The 17,675-nt window shown below is 44.4% G+C and carries 11 protein-coding genes; all 11 read right to left on the reverse strand.

Features of this window, described 5'->3' with window-relative positions; genetic code table 11:
• Positions 1-185: 185 nt before the first annotated feature.
• Positions 186-2,318 (reverse strand): carbohydrate binding family 9 domain-containing protein, encoded by a 2,133-nt coding sequence (locus GXO74_11115; GenBank protein ID NOZ62223.1) that lies wholly within the window; start codon positions 2,316-2,318, stop codon positions 186-188.
• Positions 2,319-2,551: 233 nt separating this feature from the next.
• Complete coding sequence (locus GXO74_11120) at positions 2,552-5,590, reverse strand: efflux RND transporter permease subunit (protein ID NOZ62224.1); 3,039 nt, start codon at positions 5,588-5,590, stop codon at positions 2,552-2,554.
• The gene (locus GXO74_11125) at positions 5,587-6,510 is read right to left on the reverse strand and encodes an efflux RND transporter periplasmic adaptor subunit (GenBank protein NOZ62225.1); all 924 of its coding nucleotides are present in this window, start codon (positions 6,508-6,510) and stop codon (positions 5,587-5,589) included. Before GXO74_11125 ends, GXO74_11120 begins: the two co-directional genes overlap by 4 nt.
• A 197-nt stretch (positions 6,511-6,707) precedes the next feature.
• Positions 6,708-7,973 (reverse strand): TolC family protein, encoded by a 1,266-nt coding sequence (locus GXO74_11130; GenBank protein ID NOZ62226.1) that lies wholly within the window; start codon positions 7,971-7,973, stop codon positions 6,708-6,710.
• 313 nt (positions 7,974-8,286) lie between these two features.
• Positions 8,287-9,024: a hypothetical protein gene (locus GXO74_11135; GenBank protein NOZ62227.1), complete on the reverse strand. Its 738-nt coding sequence runs from the start codon at positions 9,022-9,024 to the stop codon at positions 8,287-8,289.
• A 153-nt stretch (positions 9,025-9,177) separates the two neighbouring features.
• Complete coding sequence (locus tag GXO74_11140; protein ID NOZ62228.1) at positions 9,178-12,246, reverse strand: efflux RND transporter permease subunit; 3,069 nt, start codon at positions 12,244-12,246, stop codon at positions 9,178-9,180.
• A complete protein-coding gene (locus GXO74_11145) occupies positions 12,247-13,206 on the reverse strand; it encodes an efflux RND transporter periplasmic adaptor subunit (GenBank protein NOZ62229.1) in 960 nt (319 codons plus the stop codon).
• A gap of 51 nt (positions 13,207-13,257) precedes the next feature.
• Positions 13,258-13,641 (reverse strand): GxxExxY protein, encoded by a 384-nt coding sequence (locus tag GXO74_11150; GenBank protein ID NOZ62230.1) that lies wholly within the window; start codon positions 13,639-13,641, stop codon positions 13,258-13,260.
• 143 nt (positions 13,642-13,784) lie between these two features.
• On the reverse strand, positions 13,785-14,987 hold the full coding sequence (locus GXO74_11155; GenBank protein NOZ62231.1) for a TolC family protein: 1,203 nt from the start codon (positions 14,985-14,987) through the stop codon (positions 13,785-13,787).
• A gap of 76 nt (positions 14,988-15,063) precedes the next feature.
• A complete protein-coding gene (locus GXO74_11160) occupies positions 15,064-17,217 on the reverse strand; it encodes a carbohydrate binding family 9 domain-containing protein (protein NOZ62232.1) in 2,154 nt (717 codons plus the stop codon).
• A 137-nt stretch (positions 17,218-17,354) separates the two neighbouring features.
• The coding region (locus tag GXO74_11165) for a GHKL domain-containing protein (GenBank protein ID NOZ62233.1) at positions 17,355-17,675 on the reverse strand (321 nt) is incomplete at its 5' end.

Consider the following 17,675-nt stretch of genomic DNA (forward strand, 5'->3'; position numbering starts at 1 on the left):
ACGGATTGCTACGTCTGAATGAAGCTGACGCCTGTTCACAACACATTCTTGTTCAAAGCGATCCCCAAAATTATTTTTTTCTAGATAATTAAACATTGGAGCCTTGGCGGCTTCGAAGCTGAATAATTAAAATTTTTTTATCTTCTGGTTCTTGATGCTTATATTTTAAAATTTACAAAAGTTTATTAATAAGCAAAACGCCACACCAATTTTGACAATACCACAATATCTTCTACTTTAAGTTTTGAACCAGCGGTGCTGATTTTCTGATTGATGGCAAGATAGAAATCGCTACCGATTTTGGGGATCCAGTTCAGGCGAAAATTTAGCAAAATTTCGTGATCTTCATTGTTCCACTGACCGTACAAAATAGAAAATAATTTCGGATTAAAAGCATATTCGATTCTTCCGCCGCTTTCGTGAGTGGTGAAGCTTCCCTCGGGAAATTTAAGATTGTTCCGTTCGTAATCTGCGCTGATGTTTAAATGTTTGTTCAAATTTAAGCCGACTCGCAGGGCGAACAGAGTCCGATTCCCGGTGTAATAGGCGCCCCAGCTTGTTTCACCGCCGGCATAAATTTTTCTGCCGCGGAAGGAGGAAAGTTGTAATTCATGCCTGGTGTACCAATATTTTCCCACGGGAAGTTCCACATTATCGTGAATCTCGAATGGTTCACTCAAACGATCGTAAAATCTTTGAATATTGTATTCGAACCACTCCCCGCTTTTTGTTCCGAATCCCAACGGCCGCCATTCCGCGCCGACGGATTCCAATTCATTGGTGTCGTCCGTCCAGTAATAATCCACATCGATGGGTTTAATTTCCATCTGGCGGATCCAGGGCAAAAATGAAGGTCTGGGATTGAATTGTAATTCAGTGTAAAAATGTTTGAAATTGGAACGGCGGAGAAAGCCGATTTCAGGATTGAAATTTTTTTGCACGGCGTAATACGCCAGATCGTACTCCACAAAATCATTAGGCATGCTCAGATAGAATCGATAAGCCGAATTGTTTTGATTCGACTGATCCATGCTCTGAGATTGACTCACAGCGCCGCCGACGCGGATATTTTTGTCCCCGAACAACTTCGACGAGGCGTAGCCAAAATCGACTCCGTAAACGTAATTCGACGTGTCCGAAGAATTTTTCGCCGTTGCAATCATTCCCACGTAAGATTGGCCCAATACATCCTGTTTCAATCGTACCACTGAATAATTCGTCGTTGGCTCGTCTTCTTTTTCGGCAGTTTGAATGGAGAGCACGCCGACGTTTGTTTTGCCCTGTTTTCCGAGCAGACGGACTCCGCCGATGATGGGAATTTCTTCGCCGTCTTTTATTCCAATTCTGCGGCTGTAAAAAACTTTTGTTCTGCCGCCAAGACTAAAATCAAAAGACCCGCTGCCTTCCAGGAAAAAACCTCTTTTTTCCGGATAATAGAGAGAAAATCGACTCAGGTTTATTCGCGCTCGGTCAGATTCGATCTGAGCAAAATCTGTGTGCAGCGTGACGTTGAGCTTCAAGTTGGAAGTGATCAGATAGTTCAAGTCGCCGCCGAAACGGGCGACCTGATCCGCTTTTTCTTCAGAATTTTTTTGCAGTCCGGCCGTGAGATACGGCTTAATTTCCAGCAAATTCCCGCCGGTTATATTTTTCAAGCCAACTAATTTGCCGGCGTGGGAGACCATTTCTATATCATAATCTCTAGACCAGGCCTGCCACAGTACCTGTTCATTTTTATGAGTGATGTTGCGTTCAAAATTTATGCCCCAGATTTGTTCCGGTTGATTGGGAAACTTCAGCGTGGAAAAAGGAATTTCGATTTCCGCAAACCATCCTTCATTCGTGATTTTCGTTGCCACGTCCCAGACGCCGTTCCATGATTTATTTGACCCTCTGCCTTCGTCAGTGATCAAGATGTCTTCTCTGGCGCCGTTGGGGTTGGTGATGAAAAAATAGCCATTGCGCTGGTCGTTGTAAGTATCAATGATTATTTCAAAATCATCCTCGCCCCAGTGGCGAAAATCTCGTTTCATTTCTTTGGCGACAATTTTTTCCGGCTGCCGGTCGTAGCACCAAACACCAATGTAAAGGACAGAATTCGTATAAACTACAGCCACTTGTGTCTTTTCGCTGGCAGGTTCGCCTTCGTTCAGTTCCCTCTGTGTGAAATTGGAAATTTTGACCGCTTTACCCCAGCAATCCTCATTCAAAATACCGTCGAGACGGGGCGCGCGGTCAACTTTTAGCGCCACAAGTTGATTGGGCGGGGAAACTTGTGCATCGGAAATTTTCGGAATTGCGAATAAAACTAACAACATCGTAAGAAATGAAATAGACTCTTTCCGAAAAAGTTTTTTCATCATCGTCATTCTCCAAACATTTGTGACATCAAATTTCAATAAAATTCACTTCTCTAAAACCAATCAATCATAAATAGAACGCGGATTTGCACGGATTAAACGGATTGTCACAGATAAGATTTTTTAAATATCCGCGGTGATCCGCATAATCCGCGTGTATCAGCGTGCTATTTTTTGCCGTGCCTCTGTGGCTAAATTTCGCTCACCTTTTTATTCACAACAAAATACAACCCGGGAATAACCAATAGCGACAGCACCATGGAGAGACTCATGCCGCCGATCATGGAAATCGCCAGCGGCTGTAACATTTCCGAGCCTTCGCCAATGGCAAGCGCCAGCGGCAGAAAACCGAAAATTGTCGCCAGCGTGGTCATCAAAATCGGGCGCAGACGAACGCGTCCTGCCATGAGTAGCGCCTGTTTCACGTCAGGTTGCTCTTTCAAATATTTTTCCGTGTAATCAATCAACAGAATGCCGTTATTGACGACCACCCCCAGGATCATAATCATGCCCATGAAAGCGGAGATGTCCAGCGGGATTCCCGTAATCCACAGTATCAGAAAAACTCCGCTCACAGACAATACCGTCCCTAACAGAATGATTCCGGAAGTACGAAACGATTTAAATTCAAACAAAAGAATCGCGTAAACCAGCAAAATGCCAAAGCCGAGAATGAGCAGCAATTCGCGGAACGCGCGCTGCTGACTCTCGTACTGGCCGCCGATTTCTACGGTGACGCCTGGCGGCAAAGGAATTCGGGAAAGCATAATTTTGACATTTTTGATGATACTCCCCAGATCGCGTCCGGAAATATGCGCTTTGACATTAACTACCTGACTCAAATTTTCATGGTCAATGTCTGTTTTGCCTGGTTGTTTTTGAATGTCGGCAACTTCGTCAAGCTGCAACACTCGATTGATAGACGGCAGGTAGATAGGAAGTCGGCGGATTTTTTCAAGATGGTTAAAATTCGCTTTGGGATAGCGCATACGCACCGGGATCATTTTAAGCCCTTCCATCATACTGGTGGGCACGATTCCCCATAATGCCATTTTGACAGCATTATTTACGTCGGCTACGGTTAATCCATAAAACCGGGCGATTTCAGGACGGACTCGAATTTTGAGTTCGGGTTCGCTATCCGTAAATCCCGGAAATACATCCACAACATTAGGAATGAGCGATAGCGAGTCTGCAATCTGTGCGGCTGTTTGTTGGATGCGGGAAATATTATTGCCAAAAACTTTGATAACAATGGGCGCAATTTCTCCGCTCAAATCGTTTAAACGATCCGGCAGAACCTGAAATAATTCAACCTCCATTCTCGGTTCTTTTTGGGCAATAAAACTGCGCAAATCATCCATAATTTCGAACGATGACCGTTTCGTGTTTTTGCGAACAGAAATAACAAAGTCGCCCTTGTTGGCTGGCTTTCGCGGATGAGCCAAACCTCGTCCAATTCTCAAGGAATATGCTTTGACTTCCGGAAGCCTCGTTAAATAATTTTCAATTGACAGTAGCATTTTGTGAGTCGTTTCGATAGAGCTACCCGGGGGCGCTATATAATCGAGGACAATTGTTCGTTCGTCCCACTTTGGTAAAAATCCGCTGGGGATGCGCAGATAAGAGAAAATAGCGACAAGAACAAACAAGGCAATCAGGGCGAAAATAATTACCGGCCGATGAAAAGTGGTTTTCAGTAACTTTTGCTGTAGCGCAATAATTTTGGGCAAAAAGCGCCCCGCGGATTTTTCCTTTCGCGAAATAAAAAGCACTGATAGCGCCGGCGTGAGGAAGACAGCCAGCAGCATGGAAACGAAAATCGCCAGCGCCAATGTGGAAGCCAATGCCCGAAAAAAGATGCCCGGCACGCCAGAGAGAAAAATTAGTGGGACAAAAACTACCAACGTGGTCAGTGTTGCACCGAGCAAGGGAGGAATAATTTCACTGGTCGCCTGAATGACTGCGTCGTTGCGGGAAAATCCCTGTTCCAGATGGCGCTCGATATTTTCCACGACGACGATCGCGTTGTCCACTAAAATGCCGATAGCTGCAGCCAATCCACCGAGGCTCATCAAGTTGAGATTTGCTCCGGACAGTTTAATGAAAATGAAAGTGATGAGCAGTGCGACAGGGATGATTACTGCCGTGACCAAAGTGATGCGAATTCGGCGCAGAAAAAGCAGCAACACGAGCATGGTCAGAAATGCTCCTAAAAAAATTGCGTCGCGCACACTGCCCATGGAACGGCGGATGAAATCGGTCATATCGTACCACTTTTTCACTTCAACGCTCGTCGGCAGCACCCTTTTCAGTTCCTGCCAGCGTTTTTCAACTTGTTTCATGATCGCCACTGCATTCGTGCCCGGCTGTTTGATCACAGTGATCAGCACTGCGGGCTTAAGATCGCTTTCGCAGGCGAGAAAAGTCTCTTTCAGCGCCGGTTCCACGGAAGCGATTTCCGAGAGTTTGATCGGCGTCGCATCACGGCGAGCGACAATGGTATTTTTGATGTCGTCGATTTTCAAAAAGCGATTGTCAGCAATGTTCAGATAAAGTTTGTTCGCTTCATTCAGTCGGCCGACGTATTTCAGGGAGTTGGATTTTTGCAGCGCCTCTGCGATCTGACGGTAGTCTAACTTAAGCGCGGCTAATTTCTGGGGATCCAGATTGACCCAGTACTCGCGTTCTTTACCGCCCATGACCTCGATATTGTAAATGCCGGGAATACTGGCGAGCTGCGGCCTGATGGTGTAAATTGCCAGATCGCGCAATTGCAGCAGGTTCAGTTTGTCCGAAGTGAGGCTGTAGCCGGCTACCGGATAAGTGCTGGTAGTGAAACGGCGTACTTCCAACTGCACACCTTTGGGCAACTGGCTCTGGATACCGCTGATTTGCGCCTGCACCAACTGGTAGGCGCGAAACATGTCCTGGTGCCACTGAAAATCGATATTTATTTCCGCCGAGCCCCGGCTGATCGACGAGCGTACCAAACGCACGCCCTCGACCATCATCGCTGCTTCTTCAATGGGCTTGGCGACTTCCATTTCCATTTCTTTTAAGGGCGCCAGACCGTAGTCCACCAACACGGCGATACGCGGGAATGTGGCATCAGGAAAAACGCCTTCGGGAATTTGGAAAATCAGATACAGTCCAATCAGCGATAGCAGCAAAGCCGTGAACACCAGCGCCCGCTTATTTTCAACAGCGAATCGCGAGAGTCCTCTCATTCGACAACTACCTCCATTCCATCAACGAGCGAGTAGGCTTTTTGCGTCGCGACCTGCTCGCCAGCTTGAACGCCATTAATTATTTCCACGTTATCGTTATTAAAAATTCCGACTTTAACTAATCGTTTTTCGACTTTCTTTCCTTTTACGACAAAAACACTGAAAATTCCTTCCTCTTCCAGAAGCGCGCTGCGCGGGACAATGAGCGTGTTTTTGTGTTCCTGTCCGGGAAAAATGAGTTGTACCAGCATACCGGGCCTGAATTCGCCATTTGGATTGTCCAGCCGCAGGCGAATGGGGACAGTTTGCTTAGCCTGATCCACTTGCGCAGAGATCGCTTGAATGGGCAGCCGCATGGGCGAATGGGGATAGTTTGTAAATTGAATTTCAATTTTTTGCAATTTTTTTATTAATGGAATATACCTGATAGGCAAATCGCCGTAAACATCGAGAATGCGCGTGTCGCCGATGTGCACGATGGGCTCGCCACTGTGTACCACGTCGCCGCTGTGGTGAAGAATTTTCAGCACGGTGCCGTTCATAGGACTGGTCAGCGGAATGGATTTGATCTGTTGCTCCAGCAGCGGCTTCATTTCTGCGCTGATTTTGTTGATTATCTGGAGTAACGCCTCTCGCGAAGGCGGAATGATCGTTCCGATGCGTTCTTCTTTTTTGACAACGTCTCCTGGCAGCAAAGTAAAATCCTCCAACCGTCCGTCAAATTGCGAAGCCAGATAAGCCTCGTAGCGCAGCCGAATTTCGCCAAAAATACGCTCCGTATCGACCATGTCCGTCCGCATCACCGCTGCGGTTTTGATTTTCACAAGTGCATCTCTATGAGAAGATTGTTCAGCATTCTTGTTGCCGCAGCCGAAAACGAAAAAAATAATCAACCCGAAAAAAATAATGTGTTGTTTCATGTTAGCTCTCATCAATTGATTGACATTTAGAAAAAGATGATTACGAAATTTTATTAGCATAATTATTTAAATAGAACGCAGATGAACACTGATTAAACGGATTCTCACGGATTAAATAATAAAAAATCCGCGCAAATGCGCCGAAACCGCATCCGCCTTTGGCGTGATCCGCCGGTTCCCTGTTCATCAGCGTCCTATTACTGATTCAATTCATAAATTTTTTCAATCTGGTTTGTTAAAAGATAAAACTCAATCAAATTAAGCGCGTAACTCAAGCCGGATTCCTCAAGTTCAAGCTGGGTTTCTGTGAGCTGCTGTTGTACTGTGAGGAATTCCAGATTGGTGATGAGGCCGGCCTGATAATTTGCCTCAGCCAGTCTATTTGCCAACTGGTTGTTCCGCAGCCGTTCATTTTGCAGAGAGATGATTTCTTTTAACTTTTTCAAGCTTTCGATTTTCTGCTCTGCTTGAATGGAGAGATCGCGTTCAATCGCCTTTCTTTGGAATTGAAGGGATTGAAAATTGGCGATGATTTTTTGCCGCTGAAATCGCGTCGCTCCCCATTGAAACAACGGGAATTGAATGCCAGCAGTCACCTGCCAGTAATTCCCATCGCCAGTAGGATCGCCGTCGGCAACGTAGCCGCCGTTGAAGCGAACTCTGGGAAGCTGCGAGGCAAAAACTGAGCGTAAACGCATTTGCTCTGCCTCGGTCTGAAAATTAAGCGCCCTGATGCGCGGATTTGTTTGAAGATTTTGACTGGCAAGCTCTGGTACATCTTGTCCGGTCAATTCTGTCAATGGCAATGGTTTTAATTGCAAATTACCAAAATTTTTCCTGCCCAAAAGTCGGGCTAATTCCTGTTGAAAATTTTGCGCTTCGATTTGCAGTCCGGCAATTTGTTCATTGAGCCGGAGAATCTCTGATTTCGTTTGCAGAACGTCCAGTTGCGTCCGCGTGCCGGATTGCCATAATGCCCGAGTTATTTTCAGGTGCGTTTCCAGAAGTTTCAGCCGATCTTTGAACAGACTGATGTTTTTTTGTTTTTGCAAAATTGAAATGTAGAGTTGGCTGATACGGTGAGCAATTTGCAATTTCGTATTTGCCTGTCTGGCTTTGACGGAAAGCAGCTTTTTTTGTGAAGAATTGTATGTTTTTAAAAGCAAGCTTCCGGCAGACCAGTCGCCGTTCACGGATGCCCACTGCTGGCGGAAATGGTAGGGTTGCAACGCCAGCTCGGTTCTCGCTAACTCACCGGAAAACTGCGGCAGCGTCTGTGAGCGGCTTAACAAAAATTCATTTTTTGCAGCAGCGACTTGCTGGCTGTCGGCCTGCAATTGGAAGCTGTTGCGGGCTGCCAGATTGATGCAATTTTTCAGATTCAAAATTTCTTGTGATTGGCCCGCGCCGGAAAATAACAAAATGATCAGGCTCAACCCCCACACTTGTTTGACTGCACGCATATTCAATTGCTCCCAAAATTGAGAAAAATAGACAAAAATAATAGATTTTAATTGTTCAGTTCTGTTGGGTCGGAAAGAATTCCAAACTTGTTTTTCTGCAAAAATTGAGTTCTTTTAAAGCGAAAAAATTATTTCACTGATTCAAATTCCGGATAAAAAATCAACATTTGTCTTCGTCCAATAAGTTGAGGTAGAAAAGTCCCTCTTTAATCAGGGAGGATTCATGGGGGACTTGACTACCTCAACAAAAATAAGCTTCGATTGACTGAATCTGATTACTTTGAAAATTCATCCTTTTGCTATTTGAGCAAGCTTATTTTTCTTCAATTTTCAGGTCGTCGAAATAGCAATAGGAGTCTGCTTTTGTCCAGACGCCGACTTTTCCGGATTGGGTGAATGTTGAGTCATCCGCTTCCAGATAAAGATGGCTGTCAAAATAACATTTGATGTGCGTGCCTGTGTGTTCGATTTTTATCGTGTGCCATTCGCCGCTGGTAATCGGCAGACTATAGCTTTTCAATTGTCTGCGATTTCCATCAATGACCGCGTAAACGCGAAAATTATTTTCCAGCGGATTGGCGCGACAGATGTAATAGTTATTAGCATCCTGATAGCGCCACACGGGGCCGCCGCCGCGATCCTCATTGCCTTTGATAGCTTTGAATTTCACAGTCAGGATCAGGTCTTTAAAATCAGAATCTTTTTTAACCGCCATATTAAAGTGGTAACCAAAATTCTTCATGGAAGTTTGCGCCAGTACTTTGTTTTCACCTGATTTTGTTTTATCAACCGCAATTTCCCAATGTCCGAGAGTACCCCTGCCTGTCATGGCTGTTTCCCAACCAACAGGCAATTTTCCAACTTCGCACTTTTCAAAATTAAATACTTGAACACTGGTTTTGCTTGTGTCCTGGCTGACCATTTGTTTGGACTCTTTCGTCTGTTGCTTTTTCTGATTGGATTTTTGTGATTGACAATTCGTGGAAAAAATCGTCACTAAAATGAACATCAGAGAGATAGAAATTGCAACAAAGTGGGTTTTGACTTTCATAATACATCTCCTTTGTTTTTAGTTAAAATTATTACGTGAAACTTAACTACATAACCTGGAAAAATTAAATTAGACGAACAAACAAAAAAGCACTCATTAATAACTTCGTTGATTTATTTCATGTTGAAAGATTTAAGTCCCAGTTCAAATCCCCTAATCTGTATCCTGCTTTCTAAATTTTTCTACCTGTGCGTACAAAACTGGTAAAATCACGAGTACCATGGGCGTGGAAACTAGCAAACCACCGATGAGCACAATCGCCATGGGCTGCTGAATTTCAGCACCGGCGCCAATGCCCAATGCCAGTGGCAACACTGCCAATGAAGCAGCAGTCGCCGTCATTAACACTGGTCGCATTCTTGTGCGTCCGGCAAGTATGACGGCTTCTTTGATCGGCATGCCTTGCTGACGCAGATCATTAATGTATTCCATTAAGATCACACCCTTTTGCACGGTCAATCCGAAATGGGCAACAAACCCGATGAGCGATGACACATTGAAAGTTGTCACGGTGAAGAATAACGCCCACACTCCGCCCATCAATGCCAGCGGTATGGTCAGAATAATTAACACTGCCTGCCAGATGGAATGAAAAGCTAACAATAAAAGCATAAATACAACCAACAGCAAAATCAAAACGATGCGGATCATCAGGTGGTTCAACTCCTGCTGGCGGGCATAGTTGCCACCAAAAGAAACAGAGTAACCTATTGGCAAATGCAATTGTGGAATCCGATTTTTAATCGTTGACACAATGTGGTTAATGTCACCGCCGGAAATATTGCAGGTCAACTGCACGCGCCGCTGCAAATTTTCCCGCTCAATCAGCATGGGGCCGCTATCCTGCCATATTTTTGCCACCTGCGACAATTTAATCGTTTTTTCGTTCGGCGTTGAAATGAGAATCGATGCCACCTTTTCCGGTGAATTGCGGAATTGTTTTTGTAAACGGACGAAAACAGCGAATTCTTTGACACCCTGAAGAATTGTGGTGGCAGTTTTTCCTTCCAGCGCGGTTTCCACGTCATCGGCAATATTTTCCGGAGTTAATCCGTACCGTCCCGCGGCTTTGCGGTCAATCAAAATATTAATGAATGGCAAACCAGCGGACTGATTCATGAACAGATCAGTCACACCGGGAATGTTTTGCATGATGTTTTTCAAGGCGGCGGCTTTAGCCATGAGAATATCATAGTCGGGTCCAAATATTTTTACTGCTAATTGCCCCCGCGAGCCGGAGATGCTTTCTTCAATGCGATCATTGAGTGGTGTATCAAAAGTAACAATTGCTCCCGGAAAACCGGCGATCTTTTCTCGGATCCAGTCTTCAATTTCTTCAATGGATTTGGTGCGCTGATCCCGCGGTACAAGCTCCACATAATTCTCCGAAAAATTGCTCATCCCCTCAGTCTCTTCGCCGCCCTCGGATCGCCCCACGGCAGCAACAATATTTCGCACATCCGGCGCCTGACTGGCGATGCTTAAAATCTGATTGCTAACCCTGGCTGATTCATCAAGGCTGGTTCCCGGCGGCAGGTAGATTTTAACCATAAAGGCGTTTTCGTCAAACGGTGGCAGCAACTCTGTGCCCATAAAGGCAATCATCCCGGCAGACAGGACTAACATTAGTAAAACAAAAAGCATGGCTCGCACCGGACGTTTAAGCGAAACCTTAATGAGCGGGTCATAGATACGATAGAAAGCACGTGTCAGCCAGCTCTCTTTTGATTTGCCAGGTTTGCTGCTCAAAAAAGAGTAGCACAACAGCGGTGTCAGCGTGACGGAAAGAGCCAGACCCACCAGCATGGAAATAATAATTGTAAAAGCAAAGGGCTTGAACAATTTTCCTTCAAAGCCGGGCAAAAACATGAGCGGCACAAAAACCACAATGATGATCGCAGTGGAATATTTCACCGGATTCAGCATTTCCACCGCACCTTTGAGCGTAGCGAGATATTTCTCGCCTGGATGATTATTTAACCAGCGAAAAATATTTTCCGTGACCACAATGGCAGCATCGATCATAATCCCGAGCCCCACGGCAATGCCGCCCAGTGACATGACATTTATGGTTACATGGAAAAGGTGCATAAAAATGAAAGTAATGAAAACCGAAATGGGCAAAGTGATGCCGATGATCAGCGCGCTGCGGAAATTTGATAAAAACAAAAGTACGATCAACAGCACAGCAAATCCACCGATGAGCAGGGCGTCTTTTAAATTGTGTACTGACACCAGAATCAATTCTGCCTGGTTAAAAAACGGACGCAGTTCAACCGATTTCGGCAAATAAGGTTTGATCTCGTTAATGGCTTTTAACAGACCGTTGATCACCGGCTGGGTATCACTGCCGTATTGTTTGGTAACCACGCCGCGCACCGCTTCTTTTCCGTTCACGTAAATTATCCCACGACGGAATTGTGGCGCCTCGCGAATGGTTGCCAAATCTTTCAGGTAAACGGGAAAACCGTTGCGCGTCGTTACAATCACCTGATACAAATCGTTGAGCCGATAAAGTCGTCCCAGCCCGCGCACCGTGAATTCCACCGGTCCTTCGGTAATGACCCCGCCAGAAAAGTTTACATTATTATTTTTCAACGCCGCAGCAATCTCATCTAACCCAATCTGGTAATAACGCAGTTTGTCCTGATTCACCAGAATCTGGTATTGTCGTACTTCTCCACCCATGTTTGCCACACGCGCCACGCCGGGCACGCTTTTCAATTTTAAGCGCACGTCATAATTCGCCAGCTCGCGCAAATCCATTAACGAAAGGCTATCGCTTTTCAAATAATATTCAATCACTTCACCCAGCCGCGAAGCAGCATTTGATAAAAACGGAGCGCGGGTTCCAACAGGAAGTTTGGTGATAACCTCTGCCAGGTTTTGCGAAATGAACTGCCGCGCCCAGTAATAATCCGTGCCCCATTTAAAAGTAACCGTGACCAGTGACAGACCGCTGGTCGATTTCGAACGAATATTCTCCACGTCCGGCAGACTTTGCAGGCTGTTTTCAATCGGACGCGTAATTAGATTTTCGACTTCGCTGGGCGCCAACCCGGGCCTTTCAGTGATCACCGAAACAATGGGCGAACTCAAATCGGGTAAAAATTCTGTGGGTAAATTGTGCAGCGCATTCACACCGAGCACAACTAAAATGCTGACAGCAAGGAAAACAATCACGCGATTTTTAATGGAAAATTCGACCAATTTCTGAAACATTTATTTTTCCTCCTCAGTTGGGGCGCTGGAAAAGGCAATATTTTTCAACTGATAGGCGCCATGCGTTACTACTTTTTCTCCCGCCTCTATGCCATCCCTGATCTCAACTATTTCGCTGGTTCGGATTCCTGTTTCTACCAGTCGCTTCTCAAATTGTTCGCCTTTCTGGACGAACACGATGAAATGGTCTTCCTCATGAAGCAATGCACTGCTGGGAACCACTAAAGCAACTTTTTCTCCGACAGTGATTCTTGCGGTTATTGGCACATTGGCTTTGACCTGTTGATTGGAATTAGCAATGTCCGCCCGTGCCTCGACGCTACCGGTAGCTGGATCTGCGGTGGGCGAAATGAATTTAATGCGTCCTTCAGCGCTCCAACCCTTTTGGAAAAACTCGACCGCTTGTCCTACCCGCACTTTACTCTGTTCATCAGGATAAAGCTGCATAATGCCCTGTAACACTCTATAATCAATAATTTTCATCAATTCCATCCCACTTTCTACCCATTCATTTTTATTAACCGGTCGTTCACTTACCACGCCACTGATTGGAGATCTTATCTGCAACTGTTGCCCCATATTTTGTGGATTTTCAATTATCGCCACAACAGCGTCTTTCTTAACCTCGCTGCCAGGATCGACAGTGAGTTTCCGAATCCACCCATTCATTGGTACTTTGATGGCAGCGAAATGGTTGGGATGGGGCATGGTAACTGCTGGTACTTCGATAGTGTTAGCAATTCGCTGTCTCCTGGCAGCCACGGTTTTTAGATTGAGAAAATGACGGTTCTGATCAGTCAAAGCAAATTCATTCGTATTCAAAGTATCAATTATTTGCGCTGTCTTTTCTTTCTCACCAGTGATCTTTTCCGCACGCTTTTTCCAGCCTTCCCGCTGTTTTTGCGTGCAATTGGTAAACGTAATAGTGATTAATGTGAGTAAAATTAAAATTGTTTTCATTTCATTCCTCCAAGAATTTATCTCACCGCAAAGGCGCGGAGAGCGCAGAGATTAAAGATTATTAACCATTCTTTTTATGCCATCTTTTAAAACGGGAACATTGAAATTGATTAATAAGCCCAATTTTAAATGTGATAATTTCAAATATGTCAAAAGTTGTGCCTGATGTATGGGAGTAATTTGTTCGATTGCTTTTAATTCTACAATTACCTGCTTTTCCACCACAATATCAAGCCTATAGCTACAATCCAATTTTATTCCTTTATAATTTATGGGGAGTGGCATTTGTCTTTCAAAAGCAATATTATTAATTGATAATTCACGGCAAAGGCATTCTTCATAAGCAGATTCAAGTAAGCCTGGACCTAAATGCCGATGAACTTCAATAGCTGAACCAATAATTAATTTTGATAATTCATTCTCTCGATTATTCATGATACTTCCTTTTTATTTCCTTTGCGTACTTGGCGTCTCCGCGGTTAAATTTAATTCACCGCAAAGACACAGAGAGCGCAAAGATTAAATTAATGTTGATTCTTTATTTTTTGCTTTCCTTTGCGCCCTTGGCGTCTCCGCGGTTAATCAAATCCGATTGACCGTCTCAATTCAATTTCCGCCAATCTCGACTCCAATAATACCTGCTCATATTCTGAAACTGTTGACAGGTAAGTGCGCTGGGCATCGATCAAATCAAGGAAGCGAAAGCTGCTCGTTTCAAAAGCGCGCTGCGCCATTTGAGCTGCAGATTCGGCATCTTTTAAAATGGAATCTTGAAACAGTTTAACAGATTGGTGAGCATTTTCATAACTCTGAAAGGCAGCCGTTACCTGTTGTGTGATTTGCAAACGAACATTCTCGCTGTCGTATTCTGCACTTTTCTTTATAAATAAAGCCTCGGATTTGGCTCCCTTTTTTCTGTCCCAGATTGCTAACGGCATGCGCAATTCAAGCTCGATTTTTGACTCTTTATCTTCTACACCGCCGGCAAGATCGAGATTGAAGTCTGGTTTAGTGGACAATTGGACAGCTTGTAGCTGTAGTTGAGATAACAGCAATTTGTGTTGTTGAATAGTTAATTCGGGACTTCTCTCATAAGCGATCGTTAACAAAGAATCTAATCCACCACGTGGTTCAAATAGCGATTGGTCCATCGTTCCTTTTACAGTCAGGGTGTCTTTTAGCGAAAGTTTCAATAATAGTTTCAATTGCGTTCGCTTGTTCAACAATTCTTTTTTTGCGGTTAGCAACAGCCGTCTGGCGCGGAGAACCTCAACCTGTCCTTTGATAACATCCAATTTGCTTCCAAATCCCCGTTGAAATTTCAGTTGGGCAGCCTGCAAAAAGTTTTTCGTAACGGTGAGATTCTCTTTGACGAGAGTTAAGTTTTTTTGTGCCCAAAGCACTTCAAAAAATAGGGCTGCTGCCTGGGCCGAAATATTTAGTCGTTCCTGTTGCAAATTTAATCTGGTGATTTGCAGCTCTTGTTCGGCTCGTTTTATTCGCAGGTTCCGTTTTCCCGGATATTCCAGTTGCTGACCAAAAGAGAGCATCTTACTGCGATTGCCGGTTATGCCGCCAATCTCAGGATTGGGAAAAGCTGCTGCTTGTTGCAATGCACCCTGTTTTGCTTTCACTATATTTTGCAGACTTTGCAGCCGGGGATTAACCTGAAATGCTGTGTTCTTAACTTTTTGCAACGTCCACACTTGCGCCATTCCTTGCATTGTTATAACAAAAGAAAATACTAACAGGAATGAAATATAAATTTGAAATTTTTTCATATAATGCCTCTTTTTTTAGCTTGCAAAATAAATATAAAACTCCAATTTTAAAAAAGTGTATCAACCGTCATGACAACTACCACCTGAATAAATAATCCATTTTCATAACTAACACGCGATTTTCAGTTTTAAAAAAGCTGCTTTCTGTGCTCAACAGATGGTTGTAAACCAAGTAGACATGGCTGCCTAAATTAGGAATCCAGTGGAGACGAAAATTAATATTCAGTTCCTGATCCTCATTGTTCCATTGCACAAAGGCACGTGTATCCAAACGGGTGGAAAAGGCATAGCCAATGCGACTGCCCCACTCCTGAGTTTGGAAGTGTCCCTGTTTTAATTTGATGTTGTTGCGGGTAAAATCCAGACTCAATGAGAAATGAGAACTGAATTTCAGAACGCTTTGCAGAAATAGCTCAGTCCGTTTTCCGGAATAAAAATTTCCCCAATTGAGAAAGAAGCCTCCGGAAATCGGTCGGCTGGAATTGGTAGCAAACTGAATTTCAGAGTGATTGAACCAGTAAGCACCTGCGGGAATGACATAATCATCGTAAATGTTAAAGTCATCATCCAGTCTTTCAAACGTCCGCTGTAAATTAAATTCAAAGAATTCCCCGCTTTCTGTTCTGAACCCCAGCGGACGAAATTCGGAACTAATTGTTTCTACTCTGCCGGATAGATCGGTCGTATAGTCAAAATCTAATGGCTTAAAAGCTAATTTACGAATGCCCCACTTCCCGGGCCGCGGCATAATGTGAATCGCTCCGCCAAACTGCTTGATACCCTTGCGTCGCACAAATCCGACTTCCGGATTGAAGTTGGGTTGAATTTCAAAAGCGTACCAGTAGCTATCAATAAAATCATTTGGAAAGTCGATGAAAAATCTTCCGCTCAGATTATTACCTGATAAGTTAGGTGTCTGAGTTCCAGCCAGGTAGCCCCCAAAGACGAGATTTTTGTTGCCTAAAAAATTGCTAAAGTACAGATTAAAATCTGCCCCGAAGGCTCTGTTAAAGTAGCCGGTGCGAGGAACGTATTTTTGAGTAGCAATGACGCCAATTTTGGACTGTTGAAGAATGTCACGCTGCATACGGGCGACGAAAAAATTTGCTCCCGGCGTTTCACCTTTTGTCTGTGTTTGAGCATCAAGAATGCCGATGGAGTATTTGCCAGCACGTCCAGTGAGCCTGCCTCCTCCCAGAAGGGGAATCTGCTCGCCAGCATCAGAAATGCCAATGCTTCGACTATAAAAAACCTGAGCACGCTGAATAGAACCAAATCTGAATATATCGGCTCCCTCGAGAAAGAACTCTCTTTTCTCCGGATAGTACAAGCTAAATCGCGTTAAATTAATGCGGGCGCGATCCGCCTCTACTTGAGCGAAATCAGTATTCACGGTGAAGTCGGTCGTTAAGGTGGGAGTAAGGCCGTATTTCAGATTGAATCCGGCTTTGGTGACCGTGCTGTGAGAGCTGTTCTGGGAATCCTGTTGCTGAATACCAAATTTGCCGTACGGAAAAAGCTCAATCTGATGCCCACGTTTGACGTCGATTAAACCTTGTAATTCTCCGGCACAAGAAAAATAGGTGATTCCTTCATTGTAACCGTAACCGGACCACAGATCTTCTTCATTTTTCCGCCGAATAATACGTTGGAAATTGATGCCCCAAATTTGTTGACGCAGATTCCGGAAGCGAAGCGTCTTGAAGGGAATGACAATTTCAGCCTGCCATCCTTTAGAGGTAACCTGCGCTCGTACGTCCCAGACGCCATTCCAGTTTTTGTTAGGATCTCGCTCAGGGGCATATTGATAAGCATCTAATCGAGCACCAAGAGGATTAGTGGCAAAAACAAAACCTGTTCGATGATCTAAATAAGTATCTATGGCAATTGTCATTTGATCATCTCCCCTGAGATCGCTGTCCCGCACTAATGTATTGGCGATGATTTTATCCGGTTGGGAATCAAAACACCAAATTCCGATGTAAAGATTTTTTTGATCGTAAAGAATGCGAATCATGGTTTTCTCGGTCGCGGGCGCCCCGTTCATCGGCTCGCGCTGTTTGAAATTAGTCGCTGGCGTGGCTAATTTCCACGATGGTTCATCAAAATACCCGTCCAATTTTATCCCTGACGTAATACGAACTGCTGTAAGTATCGGCTTTTGGTCCGTGCCAAACAATTGCCGTGAAATTAGTAATCCAAGAATAACAATGAAAATTCGGGCTTTCATGGAAAATTAATCCTCCACATTTCAAGATATTTTTCAAAAACACGGCTGGTGATATTGTGCCTTGAGAACATTTTTGTGCATAATATAATGAGGCTAAATGAAGAAATGATGAAGAAATTGTTGAGGTACAAAAAAAATTAAAAAGTTACCGCCACGCAGGTACCCTTACCCAACTCGCTCTCGATTTTTATTCTCCCATTGTGCGCCAGTACAATCCACTGGCAAATGGAAAGTCCTAAGCCGCTACCGCCCAATTGGCGAGAGCGGGATTTGTCTACCCGATAAAAACGATCGAATAAATGCGGTAGGTCTTGTGAAGAAATTCCGATTCCGGTGTCTTTTATTTCCACTACAGCGTTATGATTTTGCTGATAAAGTGAAAGTCGAATTTTTCCATTATCAGGAGTGTATTTTACTGCATTATCCACCAAATTCAAAAACAACTGAACTAACCGGCT

Source organism: Calditrichota bacterium (assembly GCA_013152715.1).
Classification (GTDB): domain Bacteria; phylum Zhuqueibacterota; class Zhuqueibacteria; order Thermofontimicrobiales; family Thermofontimicrobiaceae; genus 4484-87.